Genomic DNA, 22,693 nt, shown 5'->3' on the forward strand with positions numbered 1-22,693 from the left:
ATGGACGATCAGGCGTTTCCCCTCCGCGCCTTTTCCGCGGCTTCGCCGGTTTTCCCGATCGCGCCGCACTCGACCGCCTGCTGCAGCCGCTGCACCTCTTCGAGTATGCCCATGAAGCGGCGGCCGAACGGCGTCAGCCGGTATTCCACTTCCACCGGTGGTTTTTCGCCGTGCACGGTGCGGTGCATGATGCCGAAGCGGGTCATCTTGCGCAGGCGCTCGTTCATCACCTTGGCGGAGAGCCCCGTGCAGGCGCGCAGCAGCGCGCTGGGGCGATGGTTTCCTTCCGCGCAGAGCTGCAGCAGCCGGATCGACCATTTGCAGCCGACGATGCTTTCGACCATCGAGGCGACGGGAACAGGCGCGGGAGCGGCGTTCGCCGTGTCCGGCCGCCTGCGGGTTGCGGGTTCGTGTTCGCCCATGTCGTAACCACCTTACCGAAAAGTGCCTTCCTGACGCGCGCCGGTGCCGTCGCTAGAGTCCCTGGCCACGGAGCGCAGGCCCGCGCCCCGAACCCGGCGCAACCAGAGGAGCCAAGACATGAAAGAAACCCACGCCATTCCCGGATATACATTCGGCACCGGTGCGATCGCGCGTTCTCCGGTGACGCTCGGCGACTTCGAGCTGATGAAGAAGAGCATCCTGTTCGACGACGAGGACGTCAAGTATCTGCGCCTTTCGCGCGGCATCGTGGCGGATCAGGTCGAAGCGATCCTCGACGTCTGGTACGGCTTCGTCGGTTCGCAGCCGCACCTGCTCGCGTCCTTCACCGGCAAGACCGACGGCAAGCCGCTGGGCGATTATCTCGGCGCCGTGCGCAAGCGCTTCGGCCAATGGATCCTCGACACGGCCGCCGCCGAGTATGACCAGCGCTGGCTCGACTACCAGCACGAGATCGGCCTGCGCCACCACCGCGCGAAGAAGAACCGCACCGACGGCGCCGCCTCGACCGCCATCGTGCCTTTTCGCGACCTGTTTCCGCTGATCTATCCGGTGACGTTCACGCTCAAGCCGTTCCTCGCCAGCCAGGGGCACGCCGCCGGAGACGTCGAGAAGATGTACGCCGCATGGCTGAAGTCGTGTCTGCTGCAGATGACGCTGTGGACCTACCCGTACATCAAGGACGGAGATTTCTGATGACGCCGGAACCGGCTCCCGAGTGGCAGACCACGGCCTGGCTCAACACGCCGCGGCCGGTGGAACTCGCGCAACTGCGCGGCAAGGTGGTGCTGCTGCACGCCTTCCAGATGCTCTGCCCGGGTTGCGTGGCGCACGGCATCCCGCAGGCGCAGCGCGTGGCGAAGCTGTTCGAGGGCGCGCCGCTGGCGGTTGTCGGCCTGCACACGGTGTTCGAGCATCACGCGGCGATGGGGGCGGAGTCGCTGCGCGCGTTCCTGCACGAGTACCGCGTGCCGTTTCCGGTCGGCATCGACGCACCGGGCCCGGCGGGCGATCCGATTCCAAGCACCATGCGAGCCTACGCCATGCAGGGCACGCCGACCACGATCCTGATCGACGCGCAGGGTCGGCTGCGCCGCCAGGTGTTCGGCGTATACGACGACCTGCTGCTCGGCGCGGAGATCGGTGCGCTGCTGGCGGAGCTGGAGCAGCAGCGCCTCGGCGCGGCGACGGATACGGCGTCGGCGGCGGAGTCTTGCGCTGATGGCCGCTGCGGGGTGGACGCCAGGGCGGCCGCGCGCAAGCCGCTGGCGTAGCGGCTGGGCGCCCGTGCGGGCGGCCGTGCTGCCGCGGCGCGGCCGCGTGCGGTTCGAGTATGCTCGCCCCCTGCGGCCAGCCATGGGGGGAGAGTATGCCGGTACATGTCGTGAAACAGCTTGGCAGCCATTTCGTGACGAAGCTGGACAGCAGCGGCAACACGCTGGGAGTGCTCGGTCTCATCAGGTGCCGCAGCACCAGCGGACGCCCGACTCCGCCGCAGCCCCACAACGGCTTCAACACGGCCTATACGCCGTTCGGGAACGGTCACGTCCTGGCCTTGAGCCTCGGCGGCACGGACGATCCGCGCAACATCGTCCCGCAGTGGGAGCAGTGGCAGCAGACCGGTGCGTGGCGAAAAGTGGAGGAGCAGTGCGAGCGCTTCGACGGGCACCTGTTCCGCTGCGACATCGCCTATGACAGCACGGCGGTCGACAACTATGCCGCCAATCAACAGGCTTTCGCCGCCCATCCGCTGGTCGGGTGGACCCACCCCGGATTGCCCGTCAGCTTTTGCGTGCGCACGTACAGCCGCAGCGACGCGGCGACCGAACTTGCCGGCCTCAACAGCGACCACGCCTATGATGCGCTGCTGCTCAAGCTCGATGCGGCCAAGGCCGCCTACGACTCGGGCGCGCTCGGGCATGCGTTCATGCCTCCCGAGGACAGGGCGTACTGGCAGGACCAGGTCATTGCCAGGGAGGTTCGCAAAGCCCACGCGGACTTCGAGAGCGCGGAGTCGAGCCGGGTGACCACGACCGGCAAGGTCCTCGTTTCCTCCATCTCGTTCACGAATTTCGTGTTGCATCCGGATACGCGTACCGAACTGCAGGGCAAGTTGGGCACGCTGCCCGGCTTCTCCGCCACGGAGGTTTCCGGGCTGCAGGTGGAGAGGGTGCTGAAGGCCACCCACAAGCTGACCTCGAAGGCCGAAGAGCGCGTCAGGAAGCTGTTCAAGGCCAGGTTCACCAACCCGGACGATTCGCGCAAGAAGCGCATGGAAGACACCATTGCAAGGCAGAAGAACGCCCGCGAACTGCGCATACAGAAGAACCGGGGGCCTATCTGAGCGCGGGGCCGAAGTCGAAGGACATGCCAGACGTTCCACGTTTGGCGGTGCTTCGACTCCGCCCGCTGCGCGGGCTACGCTCAGCGCGAACGGTTGAGAGCTGCGGCGATCTCAACCCGGGTAGTCGAGTTTCGGATACCAGTCCGTGCCGCGGCCTTCCGGCGTGCAGTCCAGGATGGTCCATAGCGGCATCAGGTCCGGCGCGCCGCGCGGGTCCTGGCCGGGATCGGCGCTTTCGAAGCCCATCTCGCCGCTCCAGAAGTGGCGGATCGTGCCGTCGCGGCGGGTGAACACGTTGAAGGCGGCCTGGTCGCCGTCGCCGCCATCCGGGTCGACGGCGAAGTAGTCGCGGCTGTAGGCGCCGTCGATGTCCGAGTACAGCCGGAGGTCGCGCCAGCCGCGTTCGTTCTTGAACGCGACCAGGCGCTCGATCGGCGAGCGCGCCACCACGGCCAGTGACACGCGCTGGCCCACGTCGCGCGCCTCGCCGTCCCATGCGCTCAGCAGCGAGGTGCACATCGGGCAGGGCCGCGCGCGCTGCGGGCCGAACATGTAGCTGTAGACCACGAGGGTCTGCTTGTCGCCGAACAGGCCAGCGAGATCGACCGGGCCGTGTTCGCCCTGGAAGCGGTAGTCGCCGCTCACCTCGCCGCCGGGCGGCAGCGCGCGGCGCAGTTCGGCGACACGCTCGATGTGCCGGCGCAGCTCGATCTCCTCGGCCAGCAACGTGGTGCGCGCGCGGCGGTAGCCGTCGCTTTCGTTGGGGAAGCGCATGCGGTTGCGCGCTGCGAGTTCGGCGGCAGGGACGAGGGCGGGGGCGTGGCTCATCGCGGTTCTCCTGGGGGCGGGACTGTCTGGGCGACGAACCGGCGCCGGCGAAATCGACATCGCGCCGCGGCGCCGTTCAGCCCGGCGTGGGCCGGTTCCTGCGCACCCGCTGCGCCACCGGCACCAGCGCGAGCAGCGCCACGACCGCGAAGCCGGCGCCGGCGAGGAAGGTGGCGCGCGAGCCGAACGCGTCCCACAACCCGCCGGCCACCACGCTGGCCGCGAGCAGGGCCAGTCCGCTCACCAGGTTGAACATGCCGTACGCGGTGCCGCGCAGGTTGGCCGGTGCGGTGTCGGCGACCAGGGTGGCCAGCAGGCCCTGGGTCATGCCCATGTGCAGGCCCCACAACACCACGCCCAACGCCAGCCCGGCCAATCCGCCGACGAGGGCCAGCGCGAGGTCCGCCAGCACCAGCACCAGCACACCCAGCGCGAGCAGCGCGCCGCGGTCGAAGCGGTCGGCCAGCACGCCGACCGGGTAGGACGACAGCGCATACACCACGTTCATCACCACCAGCACCAGCGGAATCAGCACGAGCCCCAGCCCCAGTTCCTGCGCGCGCAGCACCAGGAAGGCCTCACTGAAACGGGCCAGGGTGAACACCGCGGCAATTGCCACCACGCCCCAGTACAGGCGCGGCAGGCGTGCCAACTCGGCGCGCGACAACGGCGAGCGCACCCGCTTGCCTTCGCCGCTGTCCGCCACGTCGTGCACGCCGAACACCACCAGCGCGAACGCGGCAAAGCCCGGCAGCACCGCGAACCAGAACACCAGCCGGATGTTGTCGGCGGCCAGCCACATCAGCGCGATCGCCAGCGCCGGGCCGAGGAACGCGCCGGCCGTATCGAGCGACTGGCGCAGTCCGAACGAGGCGCCGCGCAGCCCGGCCGGCGCCAGGTCGGCGATCAGCGCATCGCGCGGCGCGCCGCGGATGCCCTTGCCGATGCGGTCCACGAAGCGCGCGGCGACCACCCAGCCCACCGTGCTTGCGAGCGGAAAGACTGGCTTGGTGAACGCGGCCAGGCCGTAGCCGATCGCCACCAGCAGCTTGCGCCGGCCCAGCCAGTCCGACAGCGCGCCGGAGAACACCTTGGCGATCGCCGCGGTGGATTCGGCGATGCCCTCGATGAAGCCGACCGCGAGCGCCGAGGCGCCGAGCACGCTGACCAGGTACACCGGCAGCAGCGCGTGGATCATCTCCGAGGAAGTGTCCATCAGCAGCGAGACCATGCCGAGCGCCCAGATGCCGGCCGGGATCCGGCGCAGCACGGAGGGCGACCGCACCGCGGCGCCGCTGGATGCTTCCGTGGGCTGGTTCATGGCGGCGCTTCCCGGGGTGGCGTGAGGCGAATCCGGCGGCTCAAGGAGGCTCTGACTTTGCCCGTCATTCCCGCGAAAGCGGGAATCCAGTGCCTTTGTGCTTTCAAAGGCTGGGATACTGGATCCCCGCTTTCGCGGGGATGACGATGGTTGCTCAGGCCTTTCTCAGCGGCCGGGCAGGGTGTAGGCGAGATCGTAGCCGTGCTTGCCGTCGGCGATGGTGATCGTCATCGCGCCGCCGAGGCCAGCCAGTTCGCCGGTGCCGGAGTCGGGCACCACCGCCACGGTCCATTCCTGCGGCGCGCCGCCGACCATCAGGGCGCGATGCACCAGCACGAAACTACCGCTGCGGCCATGCAGCTTGCCGCTGACTTTCTCCAGCGCCACGTAGGCGCCGGAAGTGGTGCCATCGCCGGCAGCCAGCATCTCGCCCTGGCTCACCGCGTCGAGGTCGCCGTGGAACTGCTTGTCCAGCGACAGCCGTGCCAGTCCGGAAGCCCGGGCCTGGGGATTGTCGGGTGTCTGCGGGGCGACCTTGACGTCGAAGTGGCCGGTGGCGTGCATGGCGGTGGACTCCGTGAAGGTGGGGGCGGGTGTTGCGGTGGGTGCGCTGGCAGCAAGGGTGGATACGGCGAGTGCGGACAAGAGCGGAGTCATGGCCTTCATGGAAATTCCTGCGCGGCTTCAGCGGAGTATGCACGGCGGCAGCGGGCGGAGTGAGGCCGGCGCGTCATGGTATCGGCTGAAGAGGCTGGCGTTCTGCCGTGCTACCTTGCGGGCCGTGTCAGTCCGAAAGTCCCGCGTGTGCATCGCGGAAACGGCACGCTGGCTCCGGCTTTCGGCCTGCATACGGGAATGGGCATGCATTTCGACCTTTTTACGCTCGGCGTCATCGGCGCGGCCATCGGCATCGCCATCTCGATGAGCTTCACCCTGCTCGGGCTGGTGCTGCGCGGCCTGCCGGCGTTGCGCATCTGGGCCAGCGCGTTCTGGGTGTTGACCGTCGCCGCGCTCGCGCAAGGCCTCAACGAAAACGGCAGCCTGCTTTCGACGGTCGCGGGCGGCGGCCTGATCGCGCTGGCCAATGCGCTGATGCTGATGGGCATCGCCATCCACCTGCGCTACCCGCTGCGCTGGCGCTGGTCCATGGCGGTCGTCGGGTTGTTCGTCGCCAACCAGCTCCGCGTCTACCTGTTGCCGCCGTCGCAGACGGCATCGGCGCTGATGTTCGGCGCGTACAGCGTGTTCTGGGACGTGTGGATGGTCTGGGTGCTGCTGTGGCGCTCGCCGCGGGACATGCGCAACACCTGCAGTTTCACCGCGCTGATTTTCATCATCGACGCGGTCTTCTACCTGCTGCGCTCGGTGGTGGTGCTGTTTCCGGAGCTGTTCGCGCACTCGCGGCTCGACGAGCTGCTCATCACCTGGAATTACCTGTTCGGCATCCTGTCCTCGTTCCTGCTGAGCACCGGGTTCACCCTGATGCTGGCCGAGCGGCTGACCCTGGACCTGCGCCGGCTGGCGCGCACCGACGGACTCACCGGCCTGCTCAACCGCAGCGCGTTGATCGAGGCGGGCGCTCGCCTGGTCGATGCCTGTCGCGCACGCAGGCAGGCCTGCAGCGTGCTGATGTTCGACCTGGACCATTTCAAGTCGATCAACGACAGCTGGGGCCATGCCGCAGGCGACGCGGTGCTCAGCCATTTTGTGGAGGTGATCCGCGGCATCGGCCTGACGCGCGACACTTTGTTCGCGCGCTATGGCGGCGAAGAGTTCGTGCTGCTCTTGCCCGCGATCGAGCCCGCGCAAGCTGGCGCCCTGGCCGAACGCATGCGCGCTGCCGTGGCGGCAAGGCCGGCGGTGTTCGACGGCCGCAGCATCAACATCACCACCAGCGTCGGCGGAGCTGCCGCCACCGACACGAACTTCGAACGCCTGGTCAGCGCCGCCGATGTCGCGCTATATCGCGCCAAGCATCTGGGGCGCGATCGGGTAGCGTGGAATCAGGAGGCGTAGAGGGGCCGGGGCAAGGGCGTTTCGCCCTCCGTGGCACCCGCACTTTCAGTCGCAGGAGGACCTTCATGAGGCGCACGTGGACGATCATCGGGGTTGGCGATGTACCTGGCAGCTTCAAGTGGTACCAGTCGCTGCTTGGCTTGCCGGAGACGGCTCCCGCTCACGATTATTTCGGGCAAATCCTCGACCCGGACGGAACGGTCCTGCTCTGCCTTCACGCATGGGGCGCCCACGAGCATCCCTCCTTGACGAGCCCCGATCGTGCGCTGCCCGGCAACGGCCTCCTCCTGTTTTTCCGTGTCGATGATTTCGACATGGCGTTGTCGAGGGCGCGTGCCCTCGTCGCCAAGCTCGAAGAGGAGCCCCAGCTGAACCCGAACACGGGAACCAGGGAGTTCTCGCTCCGGGATCCGGACGGGTACTACGTCACGATCAGTGCGCTCTCCGCCGCCCGATAAGCCGCAAGAAACTTCTTGTCTTCTGCACGGAAGGCATCAGGTGGCCCTGCCGAATACGCAGGGTGATAGCGGCCCCGGATTCCGATGGCGCGGCACCTGACATCGCGCTAGCCTGCGTGCTTCCGCATGGGGAATGGGGAAGGGGGCTTTATGCGCAAGGCTTGGAAGTGGCTCGGCCGCCTGGCGGCCGTCGTGCTGGTCCTGTTGGTGGCGGTGCTGCTTTCGGCTTATGTGCTGAGCGAGCGGCGCATGGCCAAGGTGTACCGGATCGACCCGCCGGTGCCGGCGGTGCCCGTTGATGCAGCTGCGGTCGATCGAGGCAGCCACTTGGCCGCGATCCGCGGCTGCAAGGACTGCCATGGCGCCGATCTTGGCGGCGCCACCTTCATCGACGATCCGCTGTTTGCCCGCCTGTCGGGCACCAACCTCACGCCGGCTGGGCCGGGCGGCAAGCTCACCGACGTGGATCGGGTGCGCGCGATCCGCCACGGCGTGGCGCCGGACGGGCGCCCGTTGTTGTTCATGCCGGCGCAGGAGTTCAGCCACCTCGGCGACCAGGATCTGGGCGACCTGCTGGCTTACCTGCACAGCGTGCCGGCGGTCGAGCGCACGCCGCCGGCGAACCGGGTCGGCCCACTCGGACGCGTGCTGTTCGTGGCCGGCAAGGTGCCGCTGCTGCCGGCGGAGATCGTCGACCACGCCGTGCAGCGGAGCGAGCCGCCCGTGGCCGGTCCTACTGCGGCCTACGGCGCCTACCTCGCCACTGCCTGCGCCGGCTGCCACGGCAGGGATTTCTCCGGCGGACATATCCCCGGCACGCCGCCGGACTGGCCCGACGCCGCCAACCTCACGCCCGACCCGAGCGGCCTGGCGAGCTGGAGCGAGGCCGACCTGAAAAAGGCGCTGCGCGACGGCATGGCGCCGGGTGGCCGGGCCTTGAAGACCGACTACATGCCGGTGCGGGTGACCCGTTTCCTCACCGACGAGGAGGTCGGCGCCCTGTACGCCTACTTCCGCAGCCTGCCGGCGAAGCCGCGCGGGCAGGGCTAGCAAGGCATTGACGGAAAGCGTCGCGCTGCGTGGATGCGGCGCGCGCTTTTCTGTATGTTGGCGCCTTCCCATCGCAAAGGCGCGCCGCATGACCGCATCGCTGGAACACCCGGACCATCTGAGGCGCAGCCTTTCCAACCGGCACCTGCAACTGATCGCCATCGGCGGCGCGATCGGCACCGGCCTGTTCATGGGCTCGGGCAAGACGATCAGCCTGGCCGGGCCGTCGATCCTGCTGGTCTACCTGATCATCGGCGTGATGCTGTTCTTCGTGATGCGGGCGATGGGCGAGCTGCTGCTGTCCAACCTCGAGTACAAATCCTTCATCGATTTCTCCACCGACCTGCTCGGGCCATGGGCCGGCTTCTTCTGCGGCTGGACCTACTGGTTCTGCTGGGTGATCACCGCGATCGCCGACGTGATCGCGATCGCTGCCTACGCGCAGTTCTGGTTTCCCGGGCTGGCGCCGTGGATTCCGGCGGTGCTGTGCGTGTTGCTGCTGCTCAGCCTGAACCTGGTGACGGTGAAACTGTTCGGCGAGCTGGAGTTCTGGTTCGCGCTGATCAAGATCATCGCGATCTGCGCGCTGATCGTGACGGGTTTCGCGCTGGTCGCCTGGGGCTTCACGTCGCCGACCGGGCACAAGGCTTCGCTGGCCAATCTCTGGAATGACGGGGGCGTGTTCCCGAAGGGGATGAGCGGTTTCTTCGCCGGCTTCCAGATCGCGGTGTTCGCCTTCGTCGGCATCGAGCTGGTCGGCACCACCGCCGCCGAGACGGCCGACCCGAAGCGCAACCTGCCCAAGGCGATCAATTCGATCCCGGTGCGCATCATCATTTTCTACGTGCTGGCCTTGGTCGCGATCATGGTGGTGACGCCGTGGCGCCTGGTGGAACCGGGCAAGAGCCCGTTCGTGGAGCTGTTCGTGCTGGCCGGCATTCCGGCCGCGGCCAGCCTGATCAACTTCGTGGTGCTGACCTCGGCCACCTCCTCGGCCAACAGCGGCATCTTCTCCACCAGCCGCATGCTGTACGGCCTGGCCGAGGAGGAGCATGCGCCGAAGACGTTCGCGCGGCTGTCGCGGGCGGCGGTGCCGTCGCTGGGCCTGCTGTTCTCCTGCTTCTGCCTGCTGCTGGGCGCGGCGATGATCTACCTGATCCCCGACCTGATCACTGCGTTCACCCTGATCACCACGCTGTCCGCGGTGCTCTTCATGTTCGTGTGGTCGCTGATCCTGTTCGCCTACATCGCCTACCGGCGCCAGCGCCCGCAGCTGCACGAGGCGTCCATCTACAAGATGCCCGGCGGCGTGTTCATGTGCTGGGCCTGCCTGGCGTTCTTCGTGTTCGTGCTGGCGCTGCTGAGCCTGCAGCCGGATACCCGCGAGGCGCTGATCGCCAGCCCGGTGTGGTTCGTGCTGCTGGGCATCGGCTACCTGTGGAAGGGGCGCCGGCTGCGCCGCGCCGAGGCCCTGCCGGCGGAGTGAGGCGTCTTCGACGTCAGTCGCGGTCGGGTGCGCCGAGCGGAAAGTACGAACGGTAAGGCCGTGCTTCGTCGACCGCGCGCGCGAACGAGGGTCGCGCCAGCAGGCGTTGCCGGTAGGCCGTCACGTTGGTGCAGCTCGCCGGTATGCGATGGGTCCAGTCGGCGTAGAACAGCGCGGGCGCGGCGGCGCAGTCGGCGAGGCTGAAGTCGCCGCCGGTGGCCCAGGTGCGGCCGGCGAGCTTCCGGTCGAGCAAGGCGTAGGCGATGTCGAGCCTGGCGCGTGCTTCCTTCACGCCGTAGGGGTCGCGGTCGGCGGCGGGGCGCAGGCTGTCGAACACGATCTTCTGCTGCGGTGTCTGCACGTAGTTGTCGAAGAAGCGGTCCATCGTGCGCGCCTCGATCGCGGTGTCGGCGTCGGCAGGAATCAGCGGCGCGGTGCCGGGGTAATGCCGGTCGAGGTACTCGATGATGATGCTCGACTCCATCACCGTGCGCTCGCCGTCGCGCAGCAGGGGCATGCGCCGGATCGGCCACAGCGCGGTGAACTCGGCGTCGGTGGCCGTGTCGTCAGGCGTGAGCAGGCGCCATTCGAACGCAATGCCGTTCTCGTACAGCGCGATCAGCACCTTCTGGCAGTAGGAGGAGAACGGGTGGGCGTAGAGCTCAAGGGGCATGGCGGATCGCCTTTCGATGGAGGTTGTCCCTGCGACGAATGGCCGCCGACCGGATCGACATGGTCCGGCTCGTACTTGACCGGGGTCAAGGCGGTCGCTGGCGAGCCTGCCGAACATCGTGTCGACGGCATCAATGCGGTGCCCATGAAACGAGGAAATCCGATGGAATTCCATATTGCCTTGACCGATGCCGCTCCCGATCCGGCCGTCGTGCAGGACGCCTTGTTCAATGTCGACCCCACCGCGGTGGCCGATCTGGACATGAGCGGGCTGGTGCTGCGCGTATCCGCCTCGGCGACGGCGGCGGACCTGATCGAGGTGTTGCGCCAGGTCGGCTGGCCGGTGGCGCCGGAGCAGGTGGTGCAGCTGCCGTCGATCTGTTGCGGCGGCTGCGGCGGCTGACGCGGCATCGACCGACGGTTCCCCCGGCCGGCGTCGGCGCGGGCCGGTGCCGCGCCCGCTGCCTGCCGGCGATCATCCCCCTGGAGCGTTTTGTTCATGTCGTTCGATATCGTGGTCATCGGAGCCGGCCCGGCCGGACTGTGTTTCGCCCGTTCCCTGGCCGGCAGCGGCCTGCGCATCGCGCTGGTGGAGCGGCAGGAAGAGGCGGCGCTGATCGCGCCGGCCGACGACGGCCGCGAGATCGCGATCACCCACCACTCGCAGCGCCTGCTGCGCGAGCTGGGCCTGTGGGCGCGCCTGCACCAAGAGGAGATCGGCACCTTGCGCGATGCGATGGTGCTCGACGGCGACGACCGCGACGGCCTGATGTTCCGCCACGATGAGGCCGGCAGGGAGCAACTGGGCTGGCTGCTGTCCAACCATGCGATCCGCCGCGCCGCGTACGAAGAGGTGATGACGCTGCCCGAGGTCGAGCGCATCACCGGCGCGCGGGTCGGCGCGGTGCGTACCGGCGCCGGCGGCGCCGAGGTCGGCCTCGACAACGGCGACACGCTGCGCGCGCAGCTCGTGGTGGCGGCAGACAGCCGCTTCTCCGACACCCGCCGGTCCATGGGCATCGGCGCGGAGATGCGCGACTTCGGCAAGACCATGCTGGTGCTGCGCATGCGCCACCAGGTGCCGCACGGGCAGGTGGCGTGGGAGTGGTTCGGCCACGGCCAGACCCTGGCCCTGCTGCCGTTGCACGATCCGCATACGTCTTCGGTGGTGCTGACCCTGGCTCCGCCGGCGATGCGCGAGCTGCTGGCGCTGGACGACGCCGCGCTTGAGGCGGCGATGGCCGAACGCTTCGGGCACCGGCTGGGCACGATGACCGTGGCCGGCCCGCGCTGCACCTATCCGCTGGTGGGCGTGTACGCGAAGCGCTTCGTGGCCGAACGCTTCGCGCTGATCGGCGACGCCGCAGTGGGCATGCACCCGGTCACCGCGCACGGCTTCAATTTCGGCCTGCTCGGGCAGGATCTGCTGGCGCGCGAACTGCGCGCCGCGCGGGCCGCCGGCCAGTCCATCGCCGCGCCTGCGCTGCTGGCGCGCTACGAACGCCGACTGCGGCTGGCCACGCGGCCGTTGTACCTGGCCACCAACCTGCTGGCCGGCCTGTACACCGACGACCGCGGCCCGGCGCGGGTGTTGCGCAAGCTGGCACTGGGCGCGGGTGCGCGGCTGGGGCCGTTCAGGCGGCTGGTGATGTCGGGCCTCACCGCCGAACATGGCGGCATGCCGGCACCGCTGCGGCGGCTGCGTCCGCGCATCCCGGCCTGACTGAGCCGGGAGTGCAGCAGTCCACGCTCCGGCCTTCGCCGGAGCGCCGCCGGTCAGGGCGCGAGGCTGGAGGCGATGCGCACCTCGCCGGTCAGCACCTTGTGGATCGGGCACTTGTTGGCGATCTGCAGCAGGCGTTCGCGCTGCTCGTCGCTCAGCTCGCCTTGCAGGGTGATCACGCGGGTGATGTCGTTGCCCGACCCGGGTGCGCCGTCGGGGTTGAATTTGAGTTCGACGTCGACGTGCTGCAGCGGCCAGCCCTTGCGCGCCGCGTACATCTGCAGGGTGATCGCGGTGCACGCGCCCAGCGCGGAAAGCAGCAGCCGGTGCGGCGCCGGGCCGGTGTTGGCGCCACCTTCGTCGACCGGCTCGTCGGCGCGCCAGGTGTTGCCCTGGTCGTCGGTGAAATCGACCGCGTACGGCGCGCTGCCGGTGCTGGCGCGGACGGAGGGTGTACTCATGGAAGATTCTCCTTGGGCGGGTTTCAGATCACGTCCCACATGTAGCCGTCGTGCGCGAGCACCGCGCCGGCCAACTGCTCGATCGCCTCGTCCTCGTTGCGCTCCAGGCCGCGCACGTTGCGCGCCATGCGCCGGCGCGCCTGCTTCGCGAAGATCTCGGCGATGCGGATCGCCTCGTCGGCGGCCGGGTGCGATTGCCTTGCCAGGCTGTCGGCGCGCGAGAGCACGCACAGGCCCACGAACAGGTCGATCGCGATGTCGGCCAGGCGCTTCTGTGCGTGTTGCTGGTCGGCCACCTGTTTGCCGTAGCGGCGCAGCAGCGCGTCGGAGGACTTGGACAGTTCCACCGTGTACTTCTCGTAGGTGGCGGCGACCTTGCGCAGCCGCGGCGACAGCTCGTGCGCGATGCGGTCGATGCCGTAGCCGGTGGCCTCGCGCATGCGCCGGCCGGTGTAGCTGCCGAGCACGCCGAAGCCCTTGATCGGGTCGTTGAAGATGTCGCCCACGGCGGCCTTCAGCTCGCTCAGGCCCGCGCCCACGCCCTTCAGGCCGGACAGCGCGACGTACAGGCGCAGGATCTCGTTGGTGCCCTCGAAGATCGACAGGATGCGCGTGTCGCGGGTGACCTGCTCGTACGGGAACTCGCGCATGAAGCCGTTGCCGGCGGCGATCTGCAGCGCCTCGTAGGAGGCGCGCTGCACCGCCTCGCTGGCGAACACCTTGCTCATCGCCGCTTCGACCGAGTAGTCGCTGCCGCCGCCGTCGATCAGGTGCGCGACCATCCACACCGCGCTTTCGGCGGCGAAACAGTCCACCGCCATCTGCGCGATCTTCTCGCGCACCAGGCCGAACTCGGCGATCGGCTGGCCGAACTGCTTGCGCTCCTTCGCCTGCGCGCTGGCAAGGCGGATCAGCGAGCGCATGCCGCCGACCGCGCCGCCGCCGAGGCCGGTGCGGCCCGAGTTCAGGATGCTCATCGCTACCTTGAAGCCCTTGCCGACCGGGCCGAGCACGTTTTCCGGCGGCACCCGCACGTCGGCGAACGCGACCGTGGTGGTGGACGAGGCGCGGATGCCCATCTTGTCTTCGTGCGGACCGTGGCTGACGCCGGGCCACGCCGCCTCGACGAGGAATGCGGTGATCTTGCCCTCGGGCGTGTCGGTGCGCGCGAACACGGTGTAGAAATCGGCGATGCCGCCATTGGTGATCCAGATCTTCTCGCCGCTCAGCGTCCAGCTGCCGTCGTCGTTGCGTGTCGCCTTGGTGCGGATCGAGGCGGCGTCGGAGCCGGCGCCGGATTCGGTGAGGCAGAACGCGGCGATCATCTCGCCGGTGGCCAGTTTCGGCAGGTAGCGCTGCTTCTGCGCGTCGGTGCCGAACAGCAGCAGGCCCTTCATGCCGATCGAGCTGTGTGCGCCGATGGTCAGCGAGACCGAACTGTCGTGGCTGCTGGTCTGGCCCAGCACGCGCGCATAGGCGCCGTTGGACAGTTCCAGTCCGCCGAATTGTTCGGGGATGATCAAGCCGAACAGGCCCATGTCGCGCAGCGCCTGGATGAACTCGGCCGGCTGCTCGGCATCGCGGTCGTACTGCTTCAGCTCGGCGCCCTTGTCGGCCAGGAACTGGTCGATCGCGTCGGTCATCGCACCCAGCATTTCCTTGTCGCGCGCGCGGATTTCTGGATAGGGGAACAGGTTCTCTTCCAGGATGTTGCCCAGGAACAGCTGCTTGGCGACGCTGTCGTCGCTGCGCAAGGCAGTGTTGTCGGATGTGACGGGCGGGGCGGTACTCACGACGCGTTCTCCTGGGCGAAGGTGGATGACGCATTCTGGCACTTCCGCCGCGGCCGGCCATGCCGCGAATCGACGCAGCCTGCGCACGGCGCCGCTTCGGTTATGCTCATTGTGTACTGCGCGGGCGAAAGCGTACCGGGATTGCTTGAAACTCCAGCCCAGCGAACCCACGTCGTTGGGCGAACTGGGCTATATCGAGGACCTGCGGTCCAGGTCGCATTGATCGCCCGGAGTCACATCGAAGTTTCCCGGAGGTATGCCATGGCAACCGGTTGGGCAGGCGACGGCGCCGTGCAGGACCAGATCGACGCCACGGTCAACGACGCGGTGCAGCGGGCGCGCCAGCAGTTGCGCAAAGGCCCGGGCCTGACCCGCTGCGAGGAATGCGATGCGCCGATTCCCGCGGCGCGGCGCAAAGCCGTGCCCGGCGTGCGTCTGTGCGTGGCCTGCCAGGAAGCGCAGGACGCGGAGCAGCGCAGTGCCAGCCTGTACAACCGCCGCGGCAGCAAGGACAGCCAGCTGCGCTAGCGATCATCCGGTCTTGCCTGCTGCAGCGTCTAGACGTCGATCTTCTTCGTCTGCATCGGCGCCGCGATGATGCATCGCGCCTTTTCGGGATCGGGACCGGTCAGCAACGCGAGCGTGCAGGGGGCGAGTACTTGTGTGCCCCGTCGACAAGCGGCAAGCTCGGACCCCATCGGCCGGGCCGGCTCGGGTATCGAGGGCAGCCGGCAACCGGTCACTGGAGGCACAGCTCATTCCCATCTCACCGAACTCATCCGAGCTTGCCGCCGGCATCAACTATTTTTTTGCGTTGCTGCCGGATGCCCCGGCACGCGCCGCGATCGCCGGCGTGGGCGAGCGTTTTCGCAAGTCGCATCGGGTCGGCGGGTCGCCGGTCGGCATCGACAGCCTGCACCTGACGCTGTGCCCGATGGGCAAGCCCGAACGGTTGCGGCAGCCGCTGGAGGAGGCGTTGCTGGCCGCCGCCGGTGAAGTGCGCGCGCAGGGATTCATGGCGGCGCTGGACTCGGCGATGCGCTTCAGCGCCAGGGACGGCCGGTTTCCGTTCGTGCTGTGTGCGGACGCCGCCACCACCGAGGCGGCGTTGGCCCTGCGCAAGGCGATTGCCGCGGCGCAGGCTCGCGTGGGCCTGCAGGTCAACGGGGTCTCCAGTTTCCTGCCGCACGTCACCATACTGCATGGCCATGCGGTCGACGCGATCGAGGAATCCATCGCGACGATTCGCTGGTGGGTGTCCGAATTCGCGCTGATCCGCAGTTTCTTCGGCGAGTCCAGGTACGAGGCGATCGGCCGCTGGCCGCTGGCGGCGCCATTCGTGCCCGAGCCGGTCGACATGCTGGCGGAGATGGCGAGCTTGCCGGACCTGCCCGACGAGGCATGACCCGCGCGGCTCGCGCTGTCAGATCGGCGGTTCGGCGTTCGCCGCCGGTACCTGCCGGCGCCGTTGGCGTGCCAGGCTGTGTTCGCGGTGGGCGATGTACAGGCTGGCGCCGATGATGATGGCCGCGCCCGCCACGGTATGGCGATCCACGCCTTCGCCGAAGATCCACCAGGCCAGCACCGCCACGATCAGCAGTTGCAGGTAACTGAAGGGCGCCAGCAGCGAGGCATCGGCCAGCCGCAGCGCGCGCGTCCAGCAGTAGTGCCCGCCGGTGCCGAGCGCGCCGGACAGCACCAGCCACGGCCAGATGCCGGCGTGCGGCCATTGCCATACGGCCAGTGCGGCGGGCAGCGACAGCGGCACCCACAGCAAGGTGGTCAGCAGCACGATGCGGTCGGCCGGTTCGCTGCCGGTCAGCGACTTGATGCTGATCGTCACCGCACCGGTCAATCCCGCCGCCAGCAGGGCGACCAGGCTGCCGGCGGTGAACGCGTCACTGCCGGGCCGCACGATCACCAGCACGCCGATGAAGCCGGCGACCACCGCGCTCCAGCGTCGCATGCGCACGATCTCGCCGAGGAACAGCACCGCGCCGATCGTGACGAACAGCGGCGAGGAGTACGACAGCGCCACCGCCTCGGCCAGCGGCAGGTTCACGATGGCCCAGAAGCCGGCCAGCATGCCGCCCATGCCGAGCACGCAGCGCATCACGTAGAAGCCGAAGCGTGGCGTGTGCAGCAACTGCCAGCCGTGCACGTGCAGCAGCGGCAGCGCGAACAGCGCACCGAACGTGCTGCGGAAGAAGGTGATCTGGAACGGATGCAGCTGGGCCGAGGCGAAGCGGATGGTTACCGCCATCAACGCAAAGAGGCTGGCGCTGCCCAGCATCAGCAGCACGGCACGCAGCGGCAGCGGCGTGGGGAAAGGCGGCGATGCGGGGGTCGAATCCAGGTCCGTGCCGTGGGATAGCCAAGCAGGCGCGCATGGTAGCCCAACTTGCGCATCGGCTTTCGTGCGGCAAGCGCCACGGCACTTGTGCCGTTGGCGTGGAACCTCAACGCGCGGTCGGCGCGGCGGCGTCTGATCCATCGCCCGCCCACGCCTGCAGCCGTTCGCGCACGGCCGGCTCCAGGCTCTTCAGTCCCCAGCGGCGACCTTCGGCCAGCGCCGCTTCGCTCGACCGGCCGTCGATCAGCGCGGCGCGCAAGGCGATCATCGCGCCCACCCGGTTGCTGCTGGCGCAATGCACCAGGGTCAGCTGGTCGCCGACGTCGCGCAGCAGGCGGTCGAACTGCGCGACCCTGGCACGGGTCAGGTCGCCGGCGCCGCGAATCGGCAGGTTGCGGTAGCCGATGCCGGCTGCGCGCACGGCGGCTGCTTCGTCGAAACCGGGCGTCTCGCTGTCCAGGCTGAGATCGATCACCTGCCGGATGCCGGCGCGCTCCAGTGTGGCGATGTCGCCCGCCTGCAGTCGCCCGGACGCCACGCGATGCGGCGCCGGGAACGCGACATGGGGAAGTCCGGCCATGGCGGCTTCCTCCGGCGCAGCGGCCGTCGCGGCGCCGGCGGTCATGGCGAGTACCAGCGAAAACAGTAGCGAACGGAGCATGTCGGATACCTCGTTTCGGGAACGGACACGATAGCCGAAGCGGGCCGGGCGATTGTTGCAGGTGCGTGCGGGGCTATCCGTCGAATCGATAGGACAACGTTGTCATCAATACCCTACCCGATACCGCGTCGCAGCATGCATTGCACGGTCACTATTCGCGTCATATTTCAACGATAGACTTGCGTGCCAGCCGTCACAGTTTGGAAAAAGGCTTATAGACAACGTTGTCATACGAATCTAAGACGGGACCGTTCCAGCCACGACAAGCGGTAGCGCAGGGAGGCGGAAAGGCGACCGGGTCCCCAACCACACGGCTGATCGGAGCGCAGCCATGCATTCGCCTGCAACTCACCCGTAGCGATGCCATTCCAATCAGGAGAGATCCCATGTTTGTGAAACGATCGGCTGTGTGGTCAGGCCTGGCCTTGAGTGCGCTGGGCAGTGCAGTGGGAACCGGCATGTCGGTGACCTTGCTGGCGGCGATGCCGGTGCAGGCGGCGTACGCGCAATCCGCGCCCGCCTGCGCCGCGGCATGGAGCGCTGCCACCGCCTACGGCGGCGGCAGTGTCGCCAGCGAGAACGGCACGAACTATCTGGCGAACTGGTGGACCCAGGGCAACGACCCGGCCACCAGCAACGGGCCCACCGGCTCCGGCCAACCCTGGACGTCGCAAGGCGCCTGCGGCAGCTCGACGCCGCCGACCGATCCGCCGCCGGCCTCCGGCGGCTGCGATGCGGCCTGGAGCGCAACGACCGCTTATGGCGGCGGCAGCGTCGTCAGCGAAAACGGCGTGAACTACAAGGCGAACTGGTGGACCCAGGGCGACGACCCGGCTACCCACAGTGGGGCGGTGGGCACCGGTCAGCCGTGGACATCGCAAGGTACCTGCGATGGCACGGGCCCGGGCGATCCCGGCGATCCGGGCGACCCCGGCAATCCGAATCCGCCCGCCGCGGGCTTCCTGTTCAGCCCGTACAAGGACGTGACCATCAACCTGGACTGGAACACCAACGTGATGCGCACCGCCGTGACCGGTACGCCAATTCCGCTGGTGGGCAGCGGCAGCCTGGTCGCCACCGCGCTGCCGAACCTCGGCGCGGTCACCCTGGCGTTCGCCTCCGGCGAGTGCGGCAGCGAGAGCTGGGGCGGCATCCCGGCAGCGAACTTTGCCGGCGCGAACATCCAGCCGCTGGTCAATGCGGGGGTGAGCTACGTGATCTCCACCGGTGGCCAGGCGGGCAGCTTCACCTGCTCGACGCCGGCCGGCATGGCGCAGTTCCTTTCGCGCTATGCGTCGCCGTACATGGTCGGCCTGGACTTCGACATCGAGGGCGGCCAGACGCAGGCGCAGATCAACAACCTGATCGCCAACGCCGCGTATGCGCACAGCCTGTACCCGAGCCTGCGCTTCTCGTTCACCCTGGCCACGCTGGCGGCGTCGGACGGCAGCTACGGCGGCTTGAACGGCGTCGGCGACATGGTGGTGCGTGCGGTCAAGGCGGCGAACCTGCCGAACTACACGATCAACCTGATGGTGATGGACTTCGGTTCGGCCAGCCCGGGCGTGTGCGTGGTGTCGAACGGGCAGTGCGACATGGGCCAGTCGGCGATCCAGGCGGCGCTGAACCTGGAGCACACCTACGGCATCCCGGCCAGCCGGATCGAGCTGACCCCGATGATCGGCGTGAACGACGTCAGCAGTGAGGTGTTCACCATCGCCGACGTCGACACCGTGATCAATTACGCGGTAGGCCAGGGCATGGCCGGCGTGCACTTCTGGTCGCTCGACCGCGACACGCCGTGTTCGGGCGGCGGCGGAACGGCTTCGCCGATCTGCAACTCGGTCGGCGGCACCACGCCGCTGCAATACACGAAGCGCTTCCTGCAGGACCTCGGCAAGTAGCCGGCACGAACCGGCGGGCGGGTCGGCGAACGGCCGGCCCGCCTTCGGCTCAGGCGGTCGCCGATTCGACGAAGGTGACCAGGTTGCCGTCCGGGTCGCATACCGGGGCGAAGCGCACGTAGTGGGTCGCCAGTTGCGGCGGCGGCGCGTCGATCTGCCGTCCCTGCAGGCCGAGCAGGATCTCGTCGAGGTCGTCCACGATGATGCCCAGCGACGCGCCGGCAGGCTGGCCTGCGTCGGCCAGTGCATTCCTGGGCAGCACCTGGATCCGCGTGCACCGGGCGATCTGCCATTCGGCGCAGGAGGCGTTCGGGCCGTTGTCGGGAACGCGCCCGAACAGGCGGGCGTACCAGGCGCTGGAGGCAGCGAAGTCGCTCACGGCAACCGTGGCGAGAACCTGGCGGGCGTGCATGGCGAGTCTCCGTGGCGGTGCGTGTAGATTTAACACCACGCCGATGTCGGCCGCGTGAAGGCGCGCGCCGCGCCCGTATAATCGCCGGTCCTCTTGATTGAACGACCAGGATCGACCGATGTCCGATATCCCCGCCTGCCCCCTGTGCGCGATGGAAAACACCTACCCGGACGGCGACAACTACGTCTGCGCCGACTGCGGCCACGAGTGGCCGGTCGCGGCGGGCGCGCATGCGGCCGACGCCGCGCTGGTGGTGCGCGACGTCAACGGCAACGTGCTCAACAGCGGCGACACGGTGACCGTGATCAAGGATCTGAAGGTGAAGGGCTCGTCGATCCCGCTGAAGCAGGGCACGGTGATCCGCAACATCCGCCTGGTCGACGGCGACGACGAGCACATCGAAGGCAACTCGGACAAGATCAAGGGACTGGTGCTGAAGGTCTGTTTCCTCAAGAAGGCTTGAGCCGATGCGGACCTACTGGCGCGCTTCGAGCCGCAGTCCACGCGGCGTCAGCCAGCGCTCGACGAGCTCGAACAGGCCCTGCACCAGCAGCGCCAGCACGGCGGCCGGGATCGCGCCCTGCAGGATCAGGCCGACGTCGTCCAGCCGGATGCCGGTGAGGATCGGCTGGCCGTAACCGCCGGCGCCGATCAGCGCGGCCAGCGTGGCGGTGCCCACGTTGATCACCGCGGCGGTCTTGATGCCGGCCAGGATCGAGCGCATCGCCAGCGGCAACTCGACCCGACGCAGCCGCACGCCGGGCGGCAGGCCCAGCGCCGCGGCGGATTCGCGCAATTCCGGCGCGATACCGGCCAGGCCGGCGTGCGTATTGCGCACGATCGGCAGCAGGCTGTACAGGAACAGCGCGGCGATCGCCGGCCAGGTGCCGATGCCGAGCAGCGGGATCATGAACACGAACATGGCCAGCGACGGCACCGTCTGCAGCACGCCGGTCAGGCCGATCACCCACTGGCCCAGCCGTCGCAGCCGGGCCGCCAGGATGCCCAGCGGAATCGCCAGCAGCATGGCCAGCCCCAGCGAGATCGCCACCAGCCTGACGTGTTCGGTGCTGCGCTGGAGCAGGTGCGGCCATAGCCCGCCGTCGTGGTCGTCCGCATGGATGCCGAGGAAATCGGCGGCCACCACGTTTTCCCTGGTGCCGCGCAGTTTCACCCGCGCGTTCATCGCGCGCATCGCGGCCTCGTCGATGCTGCCGGTGAGCTTGTGCAGCACGCCGACGAAGGCGGGCGCGCGCTGCTCCAGCGCCAGCCGGTACAGGTAGACCGCCTCGTAGCGCGGAAAGTAATGGCGGTCGTCGCGCAGCGTGCGCAGGTGGTAGTAGGGGATTTCCGCGTCCGTGCTGTACAGGTCGATCGCATCGACCGCGCCGCTGGCCACCGCGCGATACGACAGCGTGTGGTCGAGGCCGCTCACCTTCGTCTGCGGCAGGCCGTAGTACTGGCGCAGGCCGGGCCAGCCGTCGCCGCGGTCCATGAACTCGTTGGAGAAGCCGAAGCGCAGGTCGGGGTGTCGCAGCAGGTCGGAAATATCCTTGATGCCCAGTCGCGCGGCTTCATCGGCGCGCATGCCGATCGCATAGGTGTCGCTGAAGCCGAGCGAGTCGGTGATGCCGATGCCGAGCGGCTTGAGCCGCGTGCGCAGGGTGGCGATGTCCGCGTTCGCCGGCACGCCTTTCAGCAGTTCCTGGGTGAGCGTGCCGGTGTACTCGGGATAGGCGTCGATCTCGCCTTCGAGCAGGGCGCGCCACAGGATGCTGGTGCCGCCCAGTTCGCGCCGATGCACCGAGTCGATGCCGGCCTCGCGCGCACCGGCCAGCGCCAGTTCGCCGAGGATCACCGACTCGGTGAACTGCTTGGAGCCGATGCGCACCGGCGTGTCCTGTGCCGGCGCGGGCAGCAGGCATGTGCCCAGCAGCAGGATCAGTGCGCTCAGCAGGCGGCGCATCACGAGGGCTCCGGCAGGCGTCGCTGCGCCGCGACGAAGCGGCTGACGAACGCGTCGGCAGGGCGGTCGCGCAGGTCCCGGAACGTCCCGTCCTGCAGCACGGCGCCTCGGCGCAGCAGCACCAGCCGTTCGGCGAACCAGGCCGCTTCGGCGAGGTCGTGGGTGACCACGATCACGGTCTTGCCGAGCTGGTCGAAGATCTGCTTCAGCTCGTCCTGCAGTTCGTGCCGCACCACCGGATCGAGCGCGCCGAGCGGTTCGTCCAGCAGCAGCGCGTCGGGGTCGGCCATCAGCGCGCGCATCAGCGCCACGCGCTGGCGCTGGCCGCCGGACAGCTCGGCCGGGTAGCGCTCCAGCACGCCAACCGGCAGATGAGTCAGCGCGGCGAGTTGCTCCGCGCGCTGGCGGATGCGCTCGCGGTTCCAGCCGAGGTGGCGCGGCAGCAGGGCCAGGTTGCCCAGCGCGGTGAGATGCGGGAACAGGCCGCCCTCCTGGATCACGTAGCCGACGCGCCGGCGCAGCGGCAGCACATCGTTGCGTTGCAGGGGTTTGCCGTCGACTTCGACGTGGCCATGATCCGGCCACTCCAATCCAAGCAGCAGGCGCAGCACGGTGGACTTGCCCGAGCCGCTGCTGCCGATCAGCGCCGTGGTGGTGCCGGCGGCGAACGCCAGGCTGACTCGTTCGAGCGCGCGCACCTTGCCGTAGCGCTTGCCGGCCTGTTCCAGCGCAAAGGCGATGCCGCCGGGGGACTCAGCCGTGGGCATGGCGTGTCATGGCAAGTCGGTCTTCATCTCGATGGCG

25 protein-coding genes are annotated in these 22,693 nt (G+C 68.6%); 13 read left to right on the top strand and 12 right to left on the bottom strand.

Features of this window, described 5'->3' with window-relative positions; all coding sequences use genetic code 11:
- Nucleotides 1-8: 8 nt before the first annotated feature.
- Nucleotides 9-422, bottom strand: coding sequence for a winged helix-turn-helix transcriptional regulator (locus KK131_RS12305; protein WP_214557017.1), 414 nt, complete (start codon nucleotides 420-422; stop codon nucleotides 9-11).
- Nucleotides 423-540: 118 nt separating this feature from the next.
- Between KK131_RS12305 and KK131_RS12310 the strand changes: the two genes are divergently transcribed.
- From KK131_RS12310 to KK131_RS12320, 3 genes are all read left to right on the top strand, one after another.
- A complete protein-coding gene (locus KK131_RS12310) occupies nucleotides 541-1,137 on the top strand; it encodes a protoglobin domain-containing protein (protein ID WP_214557018.1) in 597 nt (198 codons plus the stop codon).
- Nucleotides 1,137-1,715 carry a TlpA disulfide reductase family protein gene (locus tag KK131_RS12315; protein WP_214557019.1) on the top strand — a complete coding sequence of 193 codons (579 nt, stop codon included), beginning with the start codon at nucleotides 1,137-1,139 and terminating at the stop codon, nucleotides 1,713-1,715. Before KK131_RS12310 ends, KK131_RS12315 begins: the two co-directional genes overlap by 1 nt.
- Before the next feature lie 110 nt (nucleotides 1,716-1,825).
- Entirely contained in the window at nucleotides 1,826-2,785 is a 960-nt protein-coding gene (locus tag KK131_RS12320; protein ID WP_214557020.1) for a hypothetical protein, read from the top strand.
- 111 nt (nucleotides 2,786-2,896) lie between these two features.
- Here the strand turns inward: KK131_RS12320 and KK131_RS12325 are convergent, their stop codons facing one another.
- From KK131_RS12325 to KK131_RS12335, 3 genes are all read right to left on the bottom strand, one after another.
- Nucleotides 2,897-3,613 (bottom strand): DUF899 family protein, encoded by a 717-nt coding sequence (locus tag KK131_RS12325; RefSeq protein WP_214557021.1) that lies wholly within the window; start codon nucleotides 3,611-3,613, stop codon nucleotides 2,897-2,899.
- A 76-nt stretch (nucleotides 3,614-3,689) separates the two neighbouring features.
- Nucleotides 3,690-4,934 carry an MFS transporter gene (locus KK131_RS12330; protein WP_214557022.1) on the bottom strand — a complete coding sequence of 415 codons (1,245 nt, stop codon included), beginning with the start codon at nucleotides 4,932-4,934 and terminating at the stop codon, nucleotides 3,690-3,692.
- A gap of 165 nt (nucleotides 4,935-5,099) precedes the next feature.
- Nucleotides 5,100-5,600 carry a DUF3224 domain-containing protein gene (locus tag KK131_RS12335; RefSeq protein ID WP_250887240.1) on the bottom strand — a complete coding sequence of 167 codons (501 nt, stop codon included), beginning with the start codon at nucleotides 5,598-5,600 and terminating at the stop codon, nucleotides 5,100-5,102.
- 195 nt (nucleotides 5,601-5,795) lie between these two features.
- Between KK131_RS12335 and KK131_RS12340 the strand changes: the two genes are divergently transcribed.
- The 4 genes from KK131_RS12340 (at nucleotide 5,796) to cycA (ending at nucleotide 9,944) form a co-directional block, all read left to right on the top strand.
- A complete protein-coding gene (locus KK131_RS12340; RefSeq protein ID WP_214557023.1) occupies nucleotides 5,796-6,950 on the top strand; it encodes a GGDEF domain-containing protein in 1,155 nt (384 codons plus the stop codon).
- 65 nt (nucleotides 6,951-7,015) lie between these two features.
- Nucleotides 7,016-7,408 (top strand): VOC family protein, encoded by a 393-nt coding sequence (locus tag KK131_RS12345; RefSeq protein WP_214557024.1) that lies wholly within the window; start codon nucleotides 7,016-7,018, stop codon nucleotides 7,406-7,408.
- Nucleotides 7,409-7,558: 150 nt separating this feature from the next.
- Nucleotides 7,559-8,458, top strand: coding sequence for a cytochrome c (locus KK131_RS12350; protein ID WP_214557025.1), 900 nt, complete (start codon nucleotides 7,559-7,561; stop codon nucleotides 8,456-8,458).
- A gap of 88 nt (nucleotides 8,459-8,546) precedes the next feature.
- Entirely contained in the window at nucleotides 8,547-9,944 is a 1,398-nt protein-coding gene (cycA, locus tag KK131_RS12355) for a D-serine/D-alanine/glycine transporter (RefSeq protein WP_214557026.1), read from the top strand.
- A 13-nt stretch (nucleotides 9,945-9,957) separates the two neighbouring features.
- On the opposite strand, the gene KK131_RS12360 is transcribed toward cycA, so the two are convergent.
- A complete protein-coding gene (locus KK131_RS12360) occupies nucleotides 9,958-10,617 on the bottom strand; it encodes a glutathione S-transferase family protein (RefSeq protein WP_214557027.1) in 660 nt (219 codons plus the stop codon).
- Nucleotides 10,618-10,779: 162 nt separating this feature from the next.
- Between KK131_RS12360 and KK131_RS12365 the strand changes: the two genes are divergently transcribed.
- Nucleotides 10,780-11,019: a hypothetical protein gene (locus tag KK131_RS12365; protein WP_214557028.1), complete on the top strand. Its 240-nt coding sequence runs from the start codon at nucleotides 10,780-10,782 to the stop codon at nucleotides 11,017-11,019.
- Between the two features lie 96 nt (nucleotides 11,020-11,115).
- Nucleotides 11,116-12,339 (top strand): 5-demethoxyubiquinol-8 5-hydroxylase UbiM, encoded by a 1,224-nt coding sequence (gene ubiM / locus KK131_RS12370; protein WP_214557029.1) that lies wholly within the window; start codon nucleotides 11,116-11,118, stop codon nucleotides 12,337-12,339.
- A 53-nt stretch (nucleotides 12,340-12,392) separates the two neighbouring features.
- On the opposite strand, the gene KK131_RS12375 is transcribed toward ubiM, so the two are convergent.
- Both KK131_RS12375 and KK131_RS12380 read right to left on the bottom strand, forming a co-directional pair.
- Complete coding sequence (locus tag KK131_RS12375; protein ID WP_214557030.1) at nucleotides 12,393-12,800, bottom strand: OsmC family protein; 408 nt, start codon at nucleotides 12,798-12,800, stop codon at nucleotides 12,393-12,395.
- A gap of 23 nt (nucleotides 12,801-12,823) precedes the next feature.
- Nucleotides 12,824-14,593: an acyl-CoA dehydrogenase family protein gene (locus tag KK131_RS12380; protein WP_214557031.1), complete on the bottom strand. Its 1,770-nt coding sequence runs from the start codon at nucleotides 14,591-14,593 to the stop codon at nucleotides 12,824-12,826.
- Nucleotides 14,594-14,854: 261 nt separating this feature from the next.
- Here KK131_RS12380 and KK131_RS12385 point away from each other — a divergent pair, with 261 nt between their 5' ends.
- Nucleotides 14,855-15,121 (top strand): DksA/TraR family C4-type zinc finger protein, encoded by a 267-nt coding sequence (locus tag KK131_RS12385; RefSeq protein WP_214557032.1) that lies wholly within the window; start codon nucleotides 14,855-14,857, stop codon nucleotides 15,119-15,121.
- A 325-nt stretch (nucleotides 15,122-15,446) separates the two neighbouring features.
- Complete coding sequence (locus KK131_RS12390; protein WP_345777249.1) at nucleotides 15,447-15,998, top strand: 2'-5' RNA ligase family protein; 552 nt, start codon at nucleotides 15,447-15,449, stop codon at nucleotides 15,996-15,998.
- An 18-nt stretch (nucleotides 15,999-16,016) separates the two neighbouring features.
- Here the strand turns inward: KK131_RS12390 and KK131_RS12395 are convergent, their stop codons facing one another.
- Together KK131_RS12395 and KK131_RS12400 are read right to left on the bottom strand one after the other, a co-directional pair.
- Complete coding sequence (locus KK131_RS12395; RefSeq protein ID WP_284731488.1) at nucleotides 16,017-16,904, bottom strand: DMT family transporter; 888 nt, start codon at nucleotides 16,902-16,904, stop codon at nucleotides 16,017-16,019.
- 148 nt (nucleotides 16,905-17,052) lie between these two features.
- A complete protein-coding gene (locus tag KK131_RS12400; RefSeq protein ID WP_214557033.1) occupies nucleotides 17,053-17,607 on the bottom strand; it encodes a sulfur transferase domain-containing protein in 555 nt (184 codons plus the stop codon).
- A 386-nt stretch (nucleotides 17,608-17,993) separates the two neighbouring features.
- Between KK131_RS12400 and KK131_RS12405 the strand changes: the two genes are divergently transcribed.
- On the top strand, nucleotides 17,994-19,511 hold the full coding sequence (locus KK131_RS12405) for a carbohydrate-binding protein (protein WP_214557034.1): 1,518 nt from the start codon (nucleotides 17,994-17,996) through the stop codon (nucleotides 19,509-19,511).
- Between the two features lie 49 nt (nucleotides 19,512-19,560).
- Here the strand turns inward: KK131_RS12405 and KK131_RS12410 are convergent, their stop codons facing one another.
- Nucleotides 19,561-19,923: a VOC family protein gene (locus tag KK131_RS12410; RefSeq protein ID WP_214557035.1), complete on the bottom strand. Its 363-nt coding sequence runs from the start codon at nucleotides 19,921-19,923 to the stop codon at nucleotides 19,561-19,563.
- 118 nt (nucleotides 19,924-20,041) lie between these two features.
- Here KK131_RS12410 and KK131_RS12415 point away from each other — a divergent pair, with 118 nt between their 5' ends.
- Nucleotides 20,042-20,386 (top strand): zinc ribbon domain-containing protein YjdM, encoded by a 345-nt coding sequence (locus KK131_RS12415; protein ID WP_214557036.1) that lies wholly within the window; start codon nucleotides 20,042-20,044, stop codon nucleotides 20,384-20,386.
- A gap of 12 nt (nucleotides 20,387-20,398) precedes the next feature.
- Here KK131_RS12415 and KK131_RS12420 read toward each other — a convergent pair whose 3' ends face one another.
- Both KK131_RS12420 and KK131_RS12425 read right to left on the bottom strand, forming a co-directional pair.
- Complete coding sequence (locus KK131_RS12420; protein WP_214557037.1) at nucleotides 20,399-21,892, bottom strand: glycine betaine ABC transporter substrate-binding protein; 1,494 nt, start codon at nucleotides 21,890-21,892, stop codon at nucleotides 20,399-20,401.
- Nucleotides 21,889-22,656, bottom strand: a complete 768-nt coding sequence (locus tag KK131_RS12425) for an ATP-binding cassette domain-containing protein (RefSeq protein WP_214557038.1) — start codon at nucleotides 22,654-22,656, stop codon at nucleotides 21,889-21,891. Before KK131_RS12425 ends, KK131_RS12420 begins: the two co-directional genes overlap by 4 nt.
- Between the last annotated feature and the right edge of the window lie 37 nt (nucleotides 22,657-22,693).

It is taken from the genome of Rhodanobacter sp. LX-99, from assembly GCF_018599185.1.
Taxonomy (GTDB): Bacteria; Pseudomonadota; Gammaproteobacteria; order Xanthomonadales; family Rhodanobacteraceae; genus Rhodanobacter.

Excerpts from the sequence above, each read along its gene's own strand:
- KK131_RS12400 (WP_214557033.1), bottom strand. The coding sequence starts at position 17,607 with ATGCTCCGTTCGCTACTGTTTTCGCTGGTACTCGCCATGACCGCCGGC.
- cycA (WP_214557026.1), top strand. The coding sequence starts at position 8,547 with ATGACCGCATCGCTGGAACACCCGGACCATCTGAGGCGCAGCCTTTCC.
- KK131_RS12325 (WP_214557021.1), bottom strand. The coding sequence starts at position 3,613 with ATGAGCCACGCCCCCGCCCTCGTCCCTGCCGCCGAACTCGCAGCGCGC.
- KK131_RS12340 (WP_214557023.1), top strand. The coding sequence starts at position 5,796 with ATGCATTTCGACCTTTTTACGCTCGGCGTCATCGGCGCGGCCATCGGC.
- KK131_RS12315 (WP_214557019.1), top strand. The coding sequence starts at position 1,137 with ATGACGCCGGAACCGGCTCCCGAGTGGCAGACCACGGCCTGGCTCAAC.
- KK131_RS12365 (WP_214557028.1), top strand. The coding sequence starts at position 10,780 with ATGGAATTCCATATTGCCTTGACCGATGCCGCTCCCGATCCGGCCGTC.
- KK131_RS12350 (WP_214557025.1), top strand. The coding sequence starts at position 7,559 with ATGCGCAAGGCTTGGAAGTGGCTCGGCCGCCTGGCGGCCGTCGTGCTG.
- KK131_RS12335 (WP_250887240.1), bottom strand. The coding sequence starts at position 5,600 with ATGAAGGCCATGACTCCGCTCTTGTCCGCACTCGCCGTATCCACCCTT.
- KK131_RS12310 (WP_214557018.1), top strand. The coding sequence starts at position 541 with ATGAAAGAAACCCACGCCATTCCCGGATATACATTCGGCACCGGTGCG.
- ubiM (WP_214557029.1), top strand. The coding sequence starts at position 11,116 with ATGTCGTTCGATATCGTGGTCATCGGAGCCGGCCCGGCCGGACTGTGT.
- KK131_RS12385 (WP_214557032.1), top strand. The coding sequence starts at position 14,855 with ATGGCAACCGGTTGGGCAGGCGACGGCGCCGTGCAGGACCAGATCGAC.
- KK131_RS12345 (WP_214557024.1), top strand. The coding sequence starts at position 7,016 with ATGAGGCGCACGTGGACGATCATCGGGGTTGGCGATGTACCTGGCAGC.
- KK131_RS12415 (WP_214557036.1), top strand. The coding sequence starts at position 20,042 with ATGTCCGATATCCCCGCCTGCCCCCTGTGCGCGATGGAAAACACCTAC.
- KK131_RS12360 (WP_214557027.1), bottom strand. The coding sequence starts at position 10,617 with ATGCCCCTTGAGCTCTACGCCCACCCGTTCTCCTCCTACTGCCAGAAG.
- KK131_RS12425 (WP_214557038.1), bottom strand. The coding sequence starts at position 22,656 with ATGCCCACGGCTGAGTCCCCCGGCGGCATCGCCTTTGCGCTGGAACAG.
- KK131_RS12305 (WP_214557017.1), bottom strand. The coding sequence starts at position 422 with ATGGGCGAACACGAACCCGCAACCCGCAGGCGGCCGGACACGGCGAAC.
- KK131_RS12410 (WP_214557035.1), bottom strand. The coding sequence starts at position 19,923 with ATGCACGCCCGCCAGGTTCTCGCCACGGTTGCCGTGAGCGACTTCGCT.
- KK131_RS12330 (WP_214557022.1), bottom strand. The coding sequence starts at position 4,934 with ATGAACCAGCCCACGGAAGCATCCAGCGGCGCCGCGGTGCGGTCGCCC.
- KK131_RS12405 (WP_214557034.1), top strand. The coding sequence starts at position 17,994 with ATGTTTGTGAAACGATCGGCTGTGTGGTCAGGCCTGGCCTTGAGTGCG.
- KK131_RS12375 (WP_214557030.1), bottom strand. The coding sequence starts at position 12,800 with ATGAGTACACCCTCCGTCCGCGCCAGCACCGGCAGCGCGCCGTACGCG.